Origin of the sequence: Loigolactobacillus zhaoyuanensis, assembly GCF_003946385.1 — a bacterium.
GTDB classification, from domain to species: Bacteria; Bacillota; Bacilli; order Lactobacillales; family Lactobacillaceae; genus Loigolactobacillus; species Loigolactobacillus zhaoyuanensis.
Window position 1 is genome coordinate 17,697 of the sequence record NZ_RHOE01000024.1, and the last position, 18,025, is coordinate 35,721.

Consider the following 18,025-nt stretch of genomic DNA (forward strand, 5'->3'; position numbering starts at 1 on the left):
ATATTACCACAAATTCGGTCACGACGCAACTTACAGGCAACTTTACATCATATCAAATAATGATAACTGATTCTCATCTGGCAAATCATTTAAAACATGATTTTCAGTTAAATAATCGATCAAAGTTTTTGAAACTTTACCACGTTTACTTAAATCTTCTTTCGATAAAAATGGCTTTTCTTCACGCGCCGAAACAATCTGCTTAGCCACGTTCATTCCTAGGCTAGGTACCGCGCGAAATGGTGCTAATAACGTTTTGCCATCATCTTCAATTAAAAATTCAGTTGCGTCAGAACGATCAATGTCCACCATTTCAAACTTAAAGCCGCGCTCGATCATTTCATTGACCAACTCCAACACCGTCAACAAGTTCTTCTCCTTGGTGGAAGCATCCATCCCTTTATCGGTGATCTCTTTCATTGCCGACTTGACGGCATCTTTACCGCGCGCCATTGCCACCAAATCAAAATCATCCGCCCGAACGGTGAAATAAGCGGCGTAATACAGAATCGGGTAATAAACTTTGAAATAAGCTACCCGTAACGCCATTAAAATATAAGCTGCCGCATGGGCTTTAGGGAACATATACTTGATTTTTAAGCATGAATCAATGTACCAATCAGGCACGTTGCCATTATCACGCATCGCCTGCTGCCAGTCATCGGGGATCCCGCGACCTTTACGAACGTGTTCCATAATATTAAACGCCATTGACGCTTCCATTCCATAATGAATTAGATCCAACATAATGTTGTCCCGACAACCGATAACGTCTTTTAACGTGACGATGCCTTTTTGGATCAATTCCTCGGCGTTGCCCAACCAAACATCAGTACCATGGGATAGCCCAGAAATCTGCAACAATTCAGAAAACGTGGTTGGATTCGTTTCTTCCAACATCCCACGGACAAAACGGGTACCAAATTCTGGAATCCCTAAGGTCCCTGTTTTGGAACCAATCTGCTCCGGAGTGACGCCTAATACATCAGTACTGGAAAATAGCGACATCACTTTAGGATCAACTGGCGGAATCGATTTGGGTTCAATTCCGGATAAATCCTGTAATTTACGGATCATCGTCGGATCATCATGACCTAAAATATCCATTTTCAAAATATTATCGTGGATCGAATGAAAGTCAAAATGGCTGGTCCGCCATGATGCGTTTTGATCATCAGCAGGATACTGAATTGGCGTAAAATCATAAATATCCATATAGTCAGGCACAATTAAAATGCCGGCGGGATGTTGCCCCGTTGTCCGTTTTACACCAGTTGTTCCTTTAGATAAACGATCAATTTCAGCGCCACGGAAAGTCTGACCAGTATCGCGCTCATAAGCTTTAACGTAGCCATAACCTGTTTTATCAGCAACGGTACCGATCGTTCCGGCACGAAAAACATTATTTTCGCCGAATAAAACCTTCATGTAATTATGAGCGATCGGTTGATAATCACCAGAGAAATTTAAATCAATATCCGGAACCTTATCACCAGTAAAGCCTAAGAACGTTTCAAAGGGAATATCATGGCCATCTTTTTCTAATTCAGCCCCACAATCAGGACATTTTTTATCCGGCAAATCATAGCCTGAACCGTATTCCCCTTTGGTATAAAACTCCGAGTAATGACATTGGGCACAACGATAATGTGGCGGTAACGCATTGATTTCGGTGATTCCCGCTAAATAAGCGACTAAACTGGATCCAACCGAACCACGAGAGCCAACTAAGTAACCATCCTTATTACTTTTAAACACTAACTTTTGGGCGATCAGGTAATGGACCGCAAAGCCGTTACCAATAATACTTTTTAGTTCTTGCTCGATCCGTGCCGCCACAATTTCCGGTAATTTCTCACCGTATAGCTTATAGGCTAAGCTGTAAGTCATATTCTTGATATCATCTTCGGCACCAGGCATTTCCGGCGTATACAACTTATTCTTGACTGGTGAGATCTCACCATCGATGCGATCAGCCAGCGCATTCGGGTTACTCACCACTAGCTGGTTAGCCACTTCATCACCGAGAAATTGAAATGACTTCAGCATTTCATCAGTTGAACGAAAATGAACATCAGGTAAGTTGACTCGGTTCAATGGATTAGCTCCACCTTGCGAGTTGATCAAAATTTTACGATAAATTTTATCTTCTGGGTTTAAATAATGGACATCACCAGTTGCAACCACTGGCTTTTGTAACTCTTCACCGATCTTCACAATATTGCGGATAATATCTTCCAGATCCCCATTATTATTAACTAGCTCACGTTCCAATAATGGCGCGTACACCGGCTTCGGCATAACTTCCAGATAATCATAAAATTTGGCCTTATCTCGTGCCTCGTTATAACCTTTTTGCATCATTGCGGTAAAGACTTCGCCATTGGAACAAGCAGAACCGATCAGAATGCCTTCCCGATATTGGTTGACTAAACTGCGGGGCATCCGCGGTACACGATAATAGTACTTGATCATCGATAGCGAAACTAACTTAAATAAATTCTTCAAGCCAGCTTGAGTTTGCGCCAACAAGACCGCATGGAACGGTCGCGCTTGCTTATAAGCATCGTTCTCGCCAACGCGGTCATTTAACTGATCAACGTAAGCCATTTGATAACGTTGCTTAGCTTCCTTCAAGAAAATAAATAATAAATGCCCCGTGGATTCGGCATCGGCGTTGGCCCGATGATGATGTTCCAAACTAACTTTGAAGCGTTTCGCCAATGAATCTAACTTATGATTCTTGAATTCAGGATGCAGCATTCGCGCCAGTTCTAACGTATCGATCACCGGTACCGTGACCTGACCCATTTGATGGCGGCCAAAGCCAGCGTTTAAGAACCCAACGTCAAAAGTAACGTTATGGCCAACCAAAATGGTCCCCGCATAAAATTCTTGAAATTTAGCGAAGGCTGCTTCTTCGGTATTTGTCCCTCGGACCATATCGTCAGTGATACTTGTTAAATTGATCGTGGTTTCTGATAGTGGATGACCAGGATCGATAAATTCTTCAAATTCAGCGATGACTTCGCCATTTTTCATTTTGACAGCTGCTAATTCAATAATTGAATCATAAACTGCCGATAAACCCGTAGTTTCAGTATCAAAAACCACATATTCGGTGTCGTCATTCAATGCAGTATGATCCATATTGTAAGCAATCGGGACACCATCATCGACTAAATTAGCTTCGACACCATATAAAATTTTGATCCCATTTTTCTTACCGGCAGTATGTGCTTCAGGAAAAGCTTGTAAGGCAGCATGGTCGGTAATGGCAATGGCTTTATGGCCCCATTTGGCAGCTTGCGCCACATAATCAGAAACACTATTAGTCGCATCCATTTGGCTCATATTAGAGTGTAAATGTAATTCGACCCGCTTTTGGTCTTCCGGTGTCGTATCTTGACGAACAGCATGCTTCACTTCCTGCACGTCGCGAGCATTGACCACTAAATCGCGCATAAAGTTGTCTTCCTGCACGCTACCTTTGACCTTGACCCAGATCCCCTTTTTCATCGCAGCAAATAAAGCCTCATCTTCATCGTTACGTGAAAACTTCTTAACGGTAAAGGAGGATGTATAATCGGTTACTTTGAAGATCAATAATTGTCGTTTTGAGCGTAGCACCCGAATTTCCAAATCAAAGACATAGCCTTCGATCACCAACGAATTTTCTTCTTCTTGAATGTCGATCATTCGTCGTACTTGTTCATTAGAATTAATTGACCGCCCCATCGTAACCGGCCCACTGATCGTTTTTTCGCTGCCTTGTTGTTGCCGTTGCTGCGCAGCTTGTTGCAAGGATGCTGCCGCTTGCTGGGCCATAGCAGCATCTTTTTTCTCTTTAGCGACTTTGAATGCTTCGATTTTGGCTTGCGAAGCTGATTCATCGATCATGACGTGAATCGATAGCTTAGGAAAGCCAACATCGCTATACGTATCTTCTATTGGCCCTAACGCTTGGGTCGTTAAAAAGTTTTTGACGATTTCATTATCCGCTAACAGCATGATCCGTCCGGCATCAAGATACGGCTGTTCTTTTTCACATAATTCTTGGATCAACGATGACGTGATACCGCTGGTTTTGACCACATACTCCCAGTAATCACCTAAATTTTGGTCGGTCAGTTGCGGTGTCCGCGTTTGTACCATGACTTTAACTTTTGCGATCGCGCTAAAAGCTTGCTGCAAGTGCTGACCAAAATCAATAAATAAAGCGTACGGCAAAATATCAGCAAACTCTAGATAGAATTGCCAAACTTTTGATTGTTGATGGACGACCACCTTATTAACTTTCGCTTCAGTGAAAAAATGTTCATTTTCGGCAGTGACTTCTAATTTAATTTGTTCGCGTAATTTATTAAATAATTCCGTCTCGTTTAAGCTCAACGCAGCCATCCTTCCAAATCTAATAAGAAAAGAGCCGAACGGTATGTTTGGTTTGATCAACCAAGCGGTGTCGCTGCCGTTCCACTCTTTTCCGTTTTTATTTTATTAAAGTGTAGCGCCAGCCCAATAAAATATAAGCTTGCGTCACTAGTTTAACCTAATTAACGCTAAGGTCAAACTAACTTCATCCAAAAATCTAAACCGTTTTAAGTTCCTGCTCTAATCGATCTGCTTCAACAAAATCTTGATCGTATCGACCAATTCTGATTTTTGAACTTCAATAGTTTCACCAGTTTTGCGCAACTTGATCTCTACAATGTCTTCACTCGCTTTTTTACCCACAGTGACGCGAACTGGTAAACCAATCAAATCTGATTCAGCGAACTTCACACCGGCACGTTCCTTGCGATCATCGACTAAAACACTATAGCCAGCTGCTTCCAATAAAGTTTCTGCTTCAGCTGCTAAGGCTACTTGATCTTTATTCTTGGTATTGACTGGAATCACATGAATCGTATATGGCGCAATATTTTCTGGCCAAACCAACCCATTTTCGTCAGCTTGCTGTTCGGCGATCGCAGTTAACAAACGACTAACACCGATTCCATAAGAACCCATGATCAATGGTTGGCTACGGCCATTTTCATCCAAGAACGTTGCGTTCATCACTTCGGAATAACGGGTGCCTAATTTAAAGACGTGCCCAATTTCGATTCCCTTAGTAAACTGCAAAACGCCTTCGCCATCAGGTGATACCTCGCCGGCCTTAACAAAACGTAGATCGGTATAGGCTTCTGGTGTATAGTCACGTTCTGGATTAGCGTTTAAATAATGCTGACCGTTTTCGCTAGCACCTACCACCATATTAGCTGCATTTTTCATGCTTAAATCAGCCAATAGGCGCACATCTTCGGCTAAACCAACTGGGCCTAATGAGCCAAAGTCAGCACCCATATATTGGACTGCTTGTTCATCAGTCGCCATTTCCAAAGTATCAGCTGACAAATAATTTTTTAATTTAACTGGATTGACTTCGTAATCGCCACGGATCAATACCAATATCGGTTGATCATCAGCAATAAACAGCATACTCTTAGCTGTCTGCGTGACGTCAATCGTTAAAAGTTCCGCCACTGCAGCGATAGTTCTAGCCCCTGGTGTCGCCACTTTTTCCAAATCAGCCGGCACTTCTGTTGCTTTTTTGTTCAAGATCAAGCTAGTTGCCATTTCCAAGTTAGCCGCATAGTCGCCTGCGTCAGAGTAGACAATAGTATCTTCACCGATCGCTGCTGGTGCGGAAAATTCAACAGAATCTTTGCCGCCCATAGCGCCTGCATCACCGATGATCGCCCGGTAATCCAAACCACAGCGGTCAAAAACTGCGCGATAAGCAGCTTCCATTTGACGGAAAATTTCATCTAGATCGGCGGTATTGGCGGTAAAAGAATAAGCGTCCTTCATGATAAATTCACGTCCGCGTAATAATCCTGCACGCGGCCGCTTTTCATCACGATATTTAGGTTGGATCTGATAAAGGACTTGCGGTAATTTTTTATAAGAATTCAAATTATCGCGCACTAGATCCGTAAAAGATTCTTCATGGGTTGGTCCTAAAATGAAGTCACGATCATGACGATCACGTAATTTAAATAATTCGGGACCATAAGTCGCATAACGACCTGATTCTTGCCACAATTCAGCCGGAATTACTTCTGGCATCAGCATTTCGACAGCATCGATCTTTTCCATTTCTTCTTCAATGATATGATTGATTTTTTGCAATACTTTATAAGCTAATGGCAGGTAACTGTAAATACCAGCACTCATCTGCCGAATGTAACCGGCGCGTAACATCATTTGATGCGATTTAGAATCGGCATCTGCCGGCGTTTCTTTTAAAGTAGGAATAAAAACTTTTGACTGTTTCATTATTTGCTCCTTTTTAAGCGACAACTATTTTTCCACTTCAGCTAATATTTACTTGATGAAAAAGCGTTGAAAATCATTCCAAGTAACCGCGATGATCAACAGGAACATCAAAGCAAACCCAACTAGGGTGATGATACCTTCTTTTTCTGGATCCAACGGTTTACGCCGAATTGCTTCAATGATGTTCAGTAGCAGTTTGCCACCATCTAAGGCCGGAATTGGCAGTAAATTCATGATGGCAATACTGATCGATAATAAGCCCATCAAATTAAGAATCGTGGTGAAGCCCATTTTAGTGGCCTGTGAAGTCATTGAGTACATTGCTACCGGCCCACCGAAATTATTAAGGTTGAAGCCGTGAACAAACATGCCACCAATTGTACTTAAAGTATTAGTCAAAATTTGCCACGTGTAACTGAAGCCGTAAGTGACCTTAGCTTTCAGTGAATGGTCTTGGGCGACAGCAACACCGATCACGCCCACTTTTTCACCATTGCTCGTCGTTGCTTTAGGCGTCAGTTTGACTGTATCAGTCTTATCAGCACGTACCACACTTAACTTAATTTGTTTATTCGGGTACTGATTGATTTCTTGGGCAATATCGATAAAAGTTGCCGTCTTTTTACCGTTGACCGCCGTAATTTGATCACCACTTTTTAAGCCCGCTTTTTGTGCGACTGAATCAGGTTGGATCGTGCCCAATTGATTAGAATCAGAACGCGCCACCCCGCCAGCGATAAATGCGACCAGTATAAAAGTGAGGATACCAAGAATGAAATTGTTCATTACACCAGCAATATTGATCATCATCCGGCGCAGGATCGAAACCGACTGAAATTGCACATCAACTGGGGCGATCTGAACTTCGGTACCACTTTTTTCGATAATCGTTGCATCATGATTAACTGGATAACGCTTAAGTTGATCCTCGTCCCCATTTTCATAGCCACTAATGTATAGCTCTTGTTGTAGATCACTTTGGGCTACTTCAAAAGGAATACCATCATTGAGTAAAACTTTTTGGCTGGCATTGATCCGCGTCACTTCTTGATTTGCATCTAGCGTCAACGTTACTGGCGTTCCAGGCTGCAATTCATCGTCCTCGTCGTCTTGCAATCCAGCCATGCGTACATAGCCACCAATTGGCAACAAACGCAGTGTGTACGTCGTACCATTGTAACGTTTGGCCAGTAATTTGGGCCCCATACCAATCGAAAATTCGCGCACCAAAACACCTGCACGCTTGGCAAAATAAAAATGACCAAATTCATGCACAATGACGATTGCGCCAAATATCAGTACAAATACAATTAAAGTCTCCACAAAATTGCCCCTTTCTTGACGAACAATTTGCTACGATTTATATTGTTGCTAAATCAAGGTAAACAAATGTAATATTGGCAAAACGAATAATAGGCTATCAAAACGATCTAAAATACCACCATGACCTGGCAGGATTTTACCTGAATCTTTAACGCCATAATGACGTTTGTAGGATGATTCGACTAAGTCACCTAGTTGACCACAAATTGAGAAAACGAAGGTGAATAAAATCATGGTTGGTAATGAGTATAACTGAATTTCTGGTACTAACGCCACAAAAACGCCGCCGATGATCACCGCACAAAGCGTGCCGCCGATCGATCCTTCCCAAGTTTTATTGGGACTGATCTGGGGCGCTAACTTATGCTTACCTAGTTTACGCCCAATTTGGTAGGCACCGATATCAGTGGCCCAAATGGTAAATAGAATATAAAACAGCATCATCATACTCACTTGACGCGCCGCAATGAAATAGTGAAAACCAAGCCCAATATAAATGGCCGCTAAAGTGGTCACACCGATATCATCAAAATTGACACGATTTTTCGAGAAAACCATATTGACCATCATTAACATAACAACTAAATAAAAGATAAACAACCGATTAGTTCCGGCTGGTAGCCAATTATTCGGTAACATGATCGTTAAAACTGCCAATCCACCTAACAAAGCTTCCAACGATACAATGATTTTTTTTCGCATAATGAAGATTTCCGAAATACCAACCAAGCCAAGCGCAATGGCCATGATATCGAAAGTAACGCCACCAATCAGTACAATTGGGATAAAAATAATTAATGCAATAACTGCAGTTATAACCCGCTGTCGCATTCAGGAAACACTCCTTTTCAATATTAAGGTAATTTTTGCTTCGAGAAAAAAGTTTATCTTCTAGACGGATGTCCTTCCGACTAAACCGAAATTCAGTAAGTCGGACAGGCTCCTTTTCAATATTAAGGTGATTTTTGCTTCGAGCAAAAAGTTTATCTTCTAGACGGATGTCCTTCCGACTAAACCAAAATTCAGTAAGTCGGACAGGCTCCTTTTCAATATTAAGGTTTTTTCTAGATGATAAGCTATTTTTAAATATCATTTTTTCAAACCGCCAAAGCGCCGGTCACGTTGCTGATAGGCCAAGATAGCAGCTTCTAGCTCATGATTATCAAAATCTGGCCACAGTGCATCGGTGAAGACTAGTTCACTGTAAGCAATCTGCCACAGCAAAAAATTGGACAACCGTTCCTCGCCGCTAGTGCGAATCAATAAGTCAGGATCGGCATACTCACCTAAATTAGCAGTCATCAAAGCCTGATCGACCGTTTGTTCATTAATTGCACTCGCCGCTAATTCACCGGCCGCAACTTGGGCAGCAATTTTTTGTACCGCCGTCACAATTTCGGAACGACTGCCATAATTTAAAGCAAAGTTTAGCACCATCCCGGTATTTTGTGCCGTATCCGCCACTGCATTACGTACTGCTTTTTGTGTTTTAACAGGTAATTTATCCACATAGCCCATAACGTTGACCCGCACATTCTGCTGGATCAAATCAGGCACAAATGTATCGAAAAAGTCGACTGGCAATTGCATCAGATAATTAACTTCATCATCTGGCCGCTTCCAATTTTCAGTGGAGAAGGCGTAGAGCGTTAAAACTTTAACCCCCAGATCACTGGCATGCCGCGTAACCCGTTTAACGGTTTCCATACCTTCGCGGTGACCAAATACGCGGGGCCGATGTTTTTGTTGCGCCCAGCGGCCGTTACCATCCATAATGATCGCAATATGCGCGGGAATTCGTTTTGGGTCTAGCGTGACGGGCGTGGTTTGCTGTTTTTTTCCAAATGAGAACAAAGATTAGCGCCTGCTTTCTAAATTTAAAAACTAATCTTAATTGTATCAAAAAAGGCTTGAGCTGACTATTAAATACCGATAAATTCACTTATCTACTAACAAAAAAGCCGCGAGCATTTTGCCGCGGCCATATGTGGGTAGAACCCAATAAGCGTAGTTGGAATCACTACCTAGTCAGTCAAAATTTCTTTCTCTTTAGTAGCAGCTATTTCGTCAAGCTTTTTGGTTGCCGCATTCGTGATTTTTTGTGTCTCATCTTCTAATTCATGTAAATCATCTTCGGTTAATTCATTGCTCTTCTCGCGTCTGCGTAAGTCATCAATTGCTTCACGACGGACATTACGAATAGCAACTTTAGCCTGTTCTGCCTGTTTTTTTACATCTTTAGCTAATTCGGCACGACGTTCTTGTGTTAATTGTGGGATAACCAAACGAATAACGGTCCCATCATTAGCTGGTGATAAGCCTAGATCTGACGCCAAAATGGCGCGTTCGATTTCTTTAAGCGTTGATTTATCGTAAGGCGTAATCATTAAGACACGTGCTTCCGGGATCGTAACTGTAGCTAGCTGATTAACTGGAGTTGCTGCTCCATAATAATCAACTGTTACCCGTGCCAAAATACTGGCATTAGCACGGCCGGCACGAATCTGGCCTAATTCACGTTGCAAGGCTTCTTCAGCCTTAACCATCTTATTTTGTGCTTCTGTAATTGCTGGATCTTTTGCCATTTTATTTTTCCCCCTTAATTGTGGTACCGATCCGCTCGCCTTCAACGACGCGCTTGATATTACCCGATTCATTTAAGTTGAAAACAACCAGTGGAATATCATTATCCATTGATAGTGAGCTAGCTGTTGTATCCATAACGTTCAGGCCCTTGTCAATAATATCCAAATGAGTTAACTGATCATATTTAGTGGCAGTGGCATCCTTGTTCGGATCTGCTGAGTAGACGCCGTCGACATTATTTTTCGCCATCAAAATAACATCAGCATCAATTTCTGCTGCGCGTAAAGCAGCGGTCGTATCCGTCGAGAAATATGGATTACCGGTTCCAGCAGCAAAAATCACAACTCGATTTTTCTCTAAATGGCGAATTGCCTTGCGTCGAATGTAAGGCTCAGCAATTTGACGCATTTCAATTGAGGTCTGTACGCGTGTTGGCACATCAAGTTGCTCTAAATTATCTTGTAAAGCCAGTGCGTTCATGACTGTTGCAAGCATCCCCATGTAGTCAGCTTGTGCACGTTCCATACCCATTTCAGCACCTGTTTGCCCGCGCCAGATATTACCACCGCCAACAACGATTGCAATTTGTACACCTAATTCATAGACGTCCTTGATTTCCTTAGCAACATCCTTGATGATCGGTGGATTGATCCCAAATCCCTTATCGCCTGCCAATGCTTCACCACTGACTTTAAGTACCACCCGTTTATACTTGATCTCCGTCATGAATTGTATCCTCCTGCTTGACCATTTTGATTTATTAGCTTCTGACTGAAAAAGTCTCCTCTTCCATTTTAGCATATCTTAGAAGGCCCGCCTAACTTAATATTAGGTTTTGACCTTAAAAAAAGGGAGCGCAGGGGTCTGCGTTCCCTAAAATTACGAATACTTACTTGTTTAATTCTGCTTGAATTTCGGCTGCAAAGTCTTTTTCAACTTTTTCGATACCTTCACCGACTTCATAACGAACAAAGTTAACTACTTTGCCGCCTTTTGACTTAGCAAATTGATCAACCGTTTGATCAGAATCCTTAACGAATTCTTGATCATCTAAACTGATTTCAGCCAAGAACTTGTTCAAACGACCTTCAACGATCTTTTCAACAATTTTTTCTGGCTTGCCTTCGTCTTTAGCTTCTTCAACTAATTTAGCTTTTTCAGCAGCCATAATGTCTGCCGGTACGTCTTCACGTGAAACGTAAAGCGGATTGATGGCCGCAACATGCATTGCAACATCTTTAGCAGCTTCGTCATCAGCGCCTTCTAAAACCGTCAAAGCAGCAATTTTGCCGCCCATATGCCGGTATGAACCAAAATGACCATTGTCAGTTTTAGTTAATAAAGCAAAACGACGGAAGCTGATTTTTTCACCGATCGTAGCAGTTGCGTTAACAACGGCTTCAGCAATAGTTTTACCATCAGCCATTTTAGCTGCATTGGCAGCATCCATGTCAGCTGGTTGGCTAGCGGCGATCGTGTCGGCAACTGCTTGAACTAAGCTTTGGAAATCTTTGTTGCCAGCTACGAAGTCAGTTTCAGCATTGACTTCGACGATTGCGGCAACATTGCCATTAACGGCAACATCAGCTAAACCTTCAGCGGCAATACGACCACTCTTCTTGGCAGCTGTTTTAACGCCTTTTTCGCGTAATGCTTCCATTGCTTTTTCAACGTCACCATCGGCTGCAACTAAGGCTTTCTTAGCTGCCATCATGCCGGCACCAGACTTTTCACGTAATTCTTTAACTTGCGCTGCTGTAATCTTTGTTGCCATTTGTAGACCCTCCTAAATTAGTCACTAATTTTATTTAACGGTACCACTGAACTGGAGCAAACGTGTTTTTAGAGGCAGATTAATCTAAGCACTTTTTAAAAACACGCTACACAAAAGGGCTGCCTCGTAATTAAGGCTTGCAGATTGTGCCTAACCTTGGAGACAGCCCTAAATCACTCATTTAAAATTGATTTTATGCTATTTGTTTGCGTTTTTACCTTCGACAGCTTTTTGTAGATCTTGTAAGCTCTCTTTGCTTGGTGCTTCGCTATCAGCTGCTGCTGATTCTGCAGGTGCAGCTGATTCTGCGGCTGCTTCTCGTTGTGCAGCAACTTCTGCTTCTTCACCTTGACGGCCTTCAACAATTGCATCAGCCATCTTAGAAGTTAACAGACGAACGGCACGGATAGCATCATCATTTGAAGGGATGATAACATCGATGTCATCAGGATCACTGTTTGTATCAACCATAGCAACGATCGGAATGTTCAATTTTTGAGCTTCTTGAACGGCGATCTTTTCTTTACGAGGGTCAACAATGAACAAAACATCTGGGATCCGAGGCATATCTTCGATACCGCCTAAGAATTTTTCAAGTTTTTCACGTTGTTTGTTTAACTGAGAAACTTCCTTCTTAGGTAATTTTTCGAAAGTACCATCTTCGCCCCAAGTTTTGATTTCCTTTAGGCGTGCGATCCGTTTTTGGATTGTTTGCCAGTTAGTCAAAGTTCCACCTAACCAACGATGGTTAACGTAGAATTGGCCAGCACGAGTTGCTTCTTCAGCGATTGAATCTTGTGCTTGCTTCTTTGTACCAACAAAAAGAACGATCCCACCATCAGCGGCAGTATTCTTCATGAAGTCATAAGCGTTATCTACTAATTTCAAAGTCTTTTGCAAGTCAATGATGTAGATACCGTTTCTTTCAGTGAAGATATAAGGCTTCATTTTTGGATTCCAACGACGTGTTTGATGGCCGAAATGAACACCGGCTTCAAGCAATTGTTTCATACTAATAACAGACATAGGTGTTTCCTCCTTGGTTTTTTCCTCCCTGACGGTCAATTAACAAGTGAACTTGCACAAGCAAGCACCACGCTTATTATCACGCCAGGTGTGAATTGTGGTGTCTTAAAGCACCGAGTAATAGTTTACCGTAAAATAAGAACTGGTGCAACTATTTTTTATGATCGCGTTTAAACTTTATGCCGAAAATAAAAAATCTGCCCGAAGGACAGATCTTTATCAACTAACATTAAATTAAAATTTAACTTCGTTACGGCTTTCACCTTTTTCGACCATGCTCTTAGCAGAATCTAAGGCAACATCGACCATGTTACGGACAGCTGTTTCTGTATAGAAAGCAACGTGTGGTGTAACTAAAATGTTACGTTGTGCCATTAATTCAACTAAAGTAGCGTCTGGTACTTTTTTGCCAGTGAAATCAGAGTTGAAGATACCAACTTCGTTTTCATAAACATCAAGTACGGCACCAGCGACTTTACCTGACTTATAGCCAGCGATTAAGTCTTTAGCGTCGATCAATTCACCGCGGGCAGTGTTAATGATGATAACATTGTCTTTCATCTTAGCGATGGAATCTTTATTGATCATATGATAATTTTCTTTAAGTCCTGGAACATGTAATGTGATAACGTCAGCTTGGGCGTATAATTCGTCCAATGTATCAACGTACATGCCTTCTGCTTCAAGTTCAGGGTTACGGAATACATCATAACCGATAACTTTAGCGCCAAAACCTTTATAAATATTGATGCCGGCACGGCCAATACGACCTGTACCAACGACACCAACAGTCATGGTGTGCAATTCGCGGGCAATATCTGGTTCCCAAGTAAAGTCGCCTTTAGCGAGCTTGTCGTTGAAATCAGGTGTCCGGCGAAGCAATTGCATCAAACCAGTAACTGCTAATTCAGCAATGGCACTTGGTGAGTAACTAGGCACGTTTGTGACCCGAACTCCGTTGGCCTTAGCGACATCAGCAGGAATGTTATCAACCCCGACGTTACGGATCGATAAATCTTTAATACCGTATTCTTTCATAGTAGTAAAGATTTCTTTGTCGTAAGGTAATTGTTGATAAGCAACGATTGCGTCATAGTCTTTAGCTAATTTAACAGTTTCCTTGTTCAACAAGTCAGCAACTAACTTAACGTCAACTTTGTTTTCCTTTGACCAGTTATGTGCATAACCTTCTTCGTCTTTACGTACACCATAAACAATAATCTTCATAATATGTGATTGCTCCCTTCATAGTCCTTTTACATTATAAGCATTTACTGAAAATAGGTAAAGCTTAATTTGATTATTTCAGAAAATAAATTTCTCAATTGATTGAAAAATAGCCTAAAACTTGCATCTAGCCACGTTTATTCTAGATTTTGATACTATCGCAATAATGAGCTAACCCTAATCAATTACTCATATTTCACTAAAATTCCACAAATACACCCTGCTGTTGTAAAAATTCCAGCTTATCTTCACGTGGTTGATGCTTAAAGCGCCATTCAGCCTGCAGCGCCGCCGTTTTCGTTGTAAATTCTGCATGAAAAATTAGCTTCACTGGCCGGCGCGTTCGCGGCTTAGTGTACTTAGCCCCTTTGCCAGCATTGTGCGTTGCAACGCGCTTAGTGACATCCGTGGAATAACCGCCATAAAGCGTATTATCCGCACACAACAAGACATAAAAATAATATTTTTTAGTTGTTGCCATATAGTAATCGCCTAACTTCTGGTAAGTATTGATTTGCTTGATCGTATACGATCAGTGGTGGTAAAAAGCGCTGACCACCAGGGCGACCGTCCTTGATCAATTCAATCAACACCATATTTGCTTCTCGGTCAGCTTTGGGATGAATAAACCGTATCCGCTTGGTTTGTAACCGCCAGGCCGCTGCCTTGGTGATAAATTCATTAAAGCGATCCGGCCGATAAACAAAAAATGCTTTGCCATTCATTTTCAGTAAGCCACTAGTTATTTTCAATATTTCTTCCAAAGAAGTTGCAATTTCGTGACGTGCAATCGCTAAATAGGGATTAGGATTTTTTTTGCTAGTTGCTAACGGTGGGAAATACGGCGGATTGCAGGTAACGACGTCGACACTATCTTTCGCGATTTGACTAAAACTATTTTGTAGATCCATTTGGTAGATCGTGATCTGCTCTTGCAACTGATTTAGGGCCACTGAGCGCTGCGCCATATCGGCTAAACGTGGTTGCAATTCCACCGCAGCGATCGACCCTGATGTTTTACGGCTTAAAAATAAGCTAACCGCACCATTACCAGCGCACAGATCGACAGTGTAGCTGTGGGGTTTAACCGTTGCAAAGTCCGCTAATAAAACCGCATCCAATGAAAAAGAGAACACGCTGGGACTTTGAATGATTTTAATAGCTTGGCTGTAAAGTTGATCAATTCTTTCATCGTCTTTTAACACAGGCGCCCTTCTCTTCTTTAAAAATTAATGTTATGTGCTCAGCAAAGACCACCGATTACTTTCCCTGAATCAGATTAGCGAAAATGGAATGAAAATACAAGTCAATTAGAATTTTTTTGGTATAATGTAATAAATCAAGCACGGAAAGGAACCAAAATATGTTTTATACATTTATTCGCGCATTTGTTCGTGGGCTACTTTGGCTGATCAACGGCAATGCCCATTACGACAATAAAAAAGTTTTACCAGAAGGAGCTTATATTTTAGTCGGGCCACACCGAACTTGGTTTGACCCGATCTACTATGCCTTGGCCGGCAGTCCAAAAAAGTTTTCATTTATGGCTAAGGAAGAATTATTTAAAAATCCAATCATTCGCTTTATCTTGGTGCACGCTAACGCATTTCCAGTTAATCGCGCTCACCCTGGGCCTTCTGCCATTAAAACACCAGTGAAGATCCTGAAAAAAGGTGACCTGTCTTTGATCATGTTTCCATCTGGCACCCGCCATTCTGCAGAACTAAAAGGTGGCGCGCTAGTGATTGCCCGGATGAGCGGCGTGCCGCTCGTACCAACGGTTTATCAGGGACCACTGACCTTTAAACAATTATTCACCCGTAAACGGATCACCGTTCGTTTTGGTGATCCAATCTACATTGACCGCAAGCAAAAAATGGACAAAGATGGCATGGCAGCGATCGACGATGGGATGGAAGCTGCTTTTAAACAACTAGATATCGAGATCGATCCCGATTTCAAATACGTTCCTACACCTAAAAAATAAAAAAAGCGACCGCCACAGTTTAACTAAAAAAGTTAACTAAGGGCGATCGTTTTTTTATTTATCTGCTTTACGTGATTGAGCTTTCATCGAAGCCATCATTTGGTTTAATTTCTTTTCTGAAGGTTTTTGACCCATTTGCATCATCATCGTCCGCATCATGTCTTCAGAAATTGGCGGATTATCTTGCAAATACTTCTTCATGTACTGACGAGCGCCAAAGAAACCACCGATGACACCAAGCGCAGCACCGATAACAAAAATCAGAATATACATTCCCACGTTGTTTTCCCCTTTCAAAAACGAGCTTGCCTATTTATTTTACACAATTATTGGCTAAATTAAAAGGTATGGACCAAATTAAAAACGCGGCTTTGAAAGCGCCATAACTTTTAAAAACTGCTGCCCTCTGATCAATCTTAACCAAATATAAGTTAGACGAGCCAGTTTAGTCCTTACGCCAACCATTTTTACGCTGCAGTTCCTGAACTTTTTTTGGCGTGGTCTCGTCACCTTTTTTATTAAAAATTTGGGTCTGTTCAATCTGTTGCCGTAATCCGGCACGAAATTCTTTAACGTAGGCTTGGCGTAACTCCTTCTGCTCTGCCTGTTCATCGGCATTTAAGCCATCCGTTTTAGCAATACGTGCTAATTCATTGATTCTTTTGAGGTATTTATTTTCCATGATTATTGACACCTTTCTTAATTCAGCTAGAATGACAACATTAATTTAGCTCAGAAACTGATTAAACCAGCCATTTTAAGCCGAACATTTGTTTGAAATACGCTATTTAATATGCTACACTAAAATTAATAAAATATGACTGAGGTGTCAACCATGATTAAACCGCATGAACCCAAACAAATAGAAGTCTTACGTTTCATTCATGAACGTGTGGCTGAGAAAGGCTATCCGCCAACGGTGCGCGAAATTGGCGCTGCGGTTTCCCTCTCATCAACCTCGACTGTTCACGGCCACTTATCGCGTTTGGAAAAAAGAGGCCTGATTCAAAAGGATCCCACTAAACCACGGGCGATCGAACTAACTGAAGCCGGACTAAAAGAATTGAAAGTCGCCCCTGAACGAATCCCAGTTTTAGGTACGGTCACTGCCGGTGAACCAATTTTAGCAGTTGAAGAAGCCACTGACTTTTTCCCAATTCCACCTAATTTAGATGATTCTGATCATGATTTATTTATGTTAACGATTCGTGGCGAAAGTATGATCAATGCTGGCATCTTAGATGGTGACCAAGTCATCGTTCGCAAGCAGGCTACTGCTGATAATGGTGATATTGTCATTGCAATGACTGCAGAAAATGAAGCCACCTGTAAACGATTCTATCGTGAAGTTGATCATTTCCGTTTACAACCAGAAAACGATACCTTTGCCCCAATTATTTTACAAGAAGTGAGTATCTTAGGTAAAGTCGTTGGTTTGTATCGAACTCGTATGTAGCGGTATTGCTTATGCTGGACCTGGCCATCTTGGCCAAGTCTTTTTTTTATGAAAAGAATTAAAAAATGAGTATACAAAACAAAAGGGTAGCCAAAGCACAAAAAAATTTGTATACTCAGGTTGTTATCGGATTCAATTATTAGTTGAGATCAGAGCCTGTTGCGAGCGCTCTGATCTTTTTAGTTCCTGATAAGTTTGTCCAGTATCAATCATGGCATAAACAATACGTAGTAACTTATGCGCTAAGGCAACGACCGCCTTTTGTCGGCCCATATGTGAACTTAGGCGATAAAAGAAATCAGTTAGTCCTGTGTTTTTCTTACAC

16 protein-coding genes and 1 pseudogene are annotated in these 18,025 nt (G+C 41.7%); 2 read left to right on the forward strand and 15 right to left on the reverse strand.

All coding sequences use genetic code 11. The features are described from left to right. Window positions 1–42: 42 nt before the first annotated feature. The 12 genes from EKM76_RS06645 to EKM76_RS06700 all read right to left on the reverse strand — a co-directional run bounded on the left by EKM76_RS06645 (window position 43) and on the right by EKM76_RS06700 (window position 15,462). Entirely contained in the window at window positions 43–4,392 is a 4,350-nt protein-coding gene (locus EKM76_RS06645) for a PolC-type DNA polymerase III (protein WP_125549908.1), read from the reverse strand. Window positions 4,393–4,611: 219 nt separating this feature from the next. After that, complete coding sequence (locus tag EKM76_RS06650) at window positions 4,612–6,321, reverse strand: proline--tRNA ligase (protein WP_125549909.1); 1,710 nt, start codon at window positions 6,319–6,321, stop codon at window positions 4,612–4,614. A 48-nt stretch (window positions 6,322–6,369) separates the two neighbouring features. Then, window positions 6,370–7,644, reverse strand: coding sequence for an RIP metalloprotease RseP (rseP, locus tag EKM76_RS06655; RefSeq protein WP_125549910.1), 1,275 nt, complete (start codon window positions 7,642–7,644; stop codon window positions 6,370–6,372). A gap of 48 nt (window positions 7,645–7,692) precedes the next feature. Further along, window positions 7,693–8,475, reverse strand: a complete 783-nt coding sequence (locus EKM76_RS06660; protein WP_125549911.1) for a phosphatidate cytidylyltransferase — start codon at window positions 8,473–8,475, stop codon at window positions 7,693–7,695. Between the two features lie 258 nt (window positions 8,476–8,733). Beyond that, complete coding sequence (locus EKM76_RS06665) at window positions 8,734–9,498, reverse strand: isoprenyl transferase (RefSeq protein WP_125549912.1); 765 nt, start codon at window positions 9,496–9,498, stop codon at window positions 8,734–8,736. 170 nt (window positions 9,499–9,668) lie between these two features. Continuing rightward, on the reverse strand, window positions 9,669–10,229 hold the full coding sequence (gene frr / locus EKM76_RS06670) for a ribosome recycling factor (RefSeq protein ID WP_125549913.1): 561 nt from the start codon (window positions 10,227–10,229) through the stop codon (window positions 9,669–9,671). 1 nt (window position 10,230) lies between these two features. Then, complete coding sequence (gene pyrH / locus EKM76_RS06675) at window positions 10,231–10,956, reverse strand: UMP kinase (RefSeq protein ID WP_125549914.1); 726 nt, start codon at window positions 10,954–10,956, stop codon at window positions 10,231–10,233. 163 nt (window positions 10,957–11,119) lie between these two features. Continuing rightward, window positions 11,120–12,004 carry a translation elongation factor Ts gene (gene tsf, locus EKM76_RS06680; RefSeq protein WP_125549915.1) on the reverse strand — a complete coding sequence of 295 codons (885 nt, stop codon included), beginning with the start codon at window positions 12,002–12,004 and terminating at the stop codon, window positions 11,120–11,122. Between the two features lie 198 nt (window positions 12,005–12,202). Then, window positions 12,203–13,030: a 30S ribosomal protein S2 gene (gene rpsB / locus EKM76_RS06685; protein WP_125549916.1), complete on the reverse strand. Its 828-nt coding sequence runs from the start codon at window positions 13,028–13,030 to the stop codon at window positions 12,203–12,205. 234 nt (window positions 13,031–13,264) lie between these two features. Then, entirely contained in the window at window positions 13,265–14,257 is a 993-nt protein-coding gene (locus EKM76_RS06690) for a D-2-hydroxyacid dehydrogenase (protein WP_125549917.1), read from the reverse strand. Between the two features lie 199 nt (window positions 14,258–14,456). Next, window positions 14,457–14,738 (reverse strand): GIY-YIG nuclease family protein, encoded by a 282-nt coding sequence (locus EKM76_RS06695; protein WP_125549918.1) that lies wholly within the window; start codon window positions 14,736–14,738, stop codon window positions 14,457–14,459. Further along, on the reverse strand, window positions 14,725–15,462 hold the full coding sequence (locus tag EKM76_RS06700; RefSeq protein ID WP_125549919.1) for a tRNA1(Val) (adenine(37)-N6)-methyltransferase: 738 nt from the start codon (window positions 15,460–15,462) through the stop codon (window positions 14,725–14,727). Before EKM76_RS06700 ends, EKM76_RS06695 begins: the two co-directional genes overlap by 14 nt. Before the next feature lie 158 nt (window positions 15,463–15,620). Here EKM76_RS06700 and EKM76_RS06705 point away from each other — a divergent pair, with 158 nt between their 5' ends. After that, entirely contained in the window at window positions 15,621–16,244 is a 624-nt protein-coding gene (locus EKM76_RS06705) for a lysophospholipid acyltransferase family protein (RefSeq protein WP_125549920.1), read from the forward strand. 54 nt (window positions 16,245–16,298) lie between these two features. Here the strand turns inward: EKM76_RS06705 and EKM76_RS06710 are convergent, their stop codons facing one another. Then, window positions 16,299–16,517 (reverse strand): YneF family protein, encoded by a 219-nt coding sequence (locus EKM76_RS06710; protein ID WP_125549924.1) that lies wholly within the window; start codon window positions 16,515–16,517, stop codon window positions 16,299–16,301. Window positions 16,518–16,689: 172 nt separating this feature from the next. Beyond that, the gene (locus EKM76_RS06715; RefSeq protein WP_125549921.1) at window positions 16,690–16,926 is read right to left on the reverse strand and encodes a DUF896 domain-containing protein; all 237 of its coding nucleotides are present in this window, start codon (window positions 16,924–16,926) and stop codon (window positions 16,690–16,692) included. 153 nt (window positions 16,927–17,079) lie between these two features. Here EKM76_RS06715 and lexA point away from each other — a divergent pair, with 153 nt between their 5' ends. Beyond that, window positions 17,080–17,700, forward strand: coding sequence for a transcriptional repressor LexA (gene lexA / locus EKM76_RS06720; protein WP_125549922.1), 621 nt, complete (start codon window positions 17,080–17,082; stop codon window positions 17,698–17,700). Window positions 17,701–17,832: 132 nt separating this feature from the next. On the opposite strand, the pseudogene EKM76_RS13450 reads toward lexA, so the two are convergent. Further along, window positions 17,833–18,025: pseudogene (locus tag EKM76_RS13450) on the reverse strand (hypothetical protein); the annotation flags it as partial.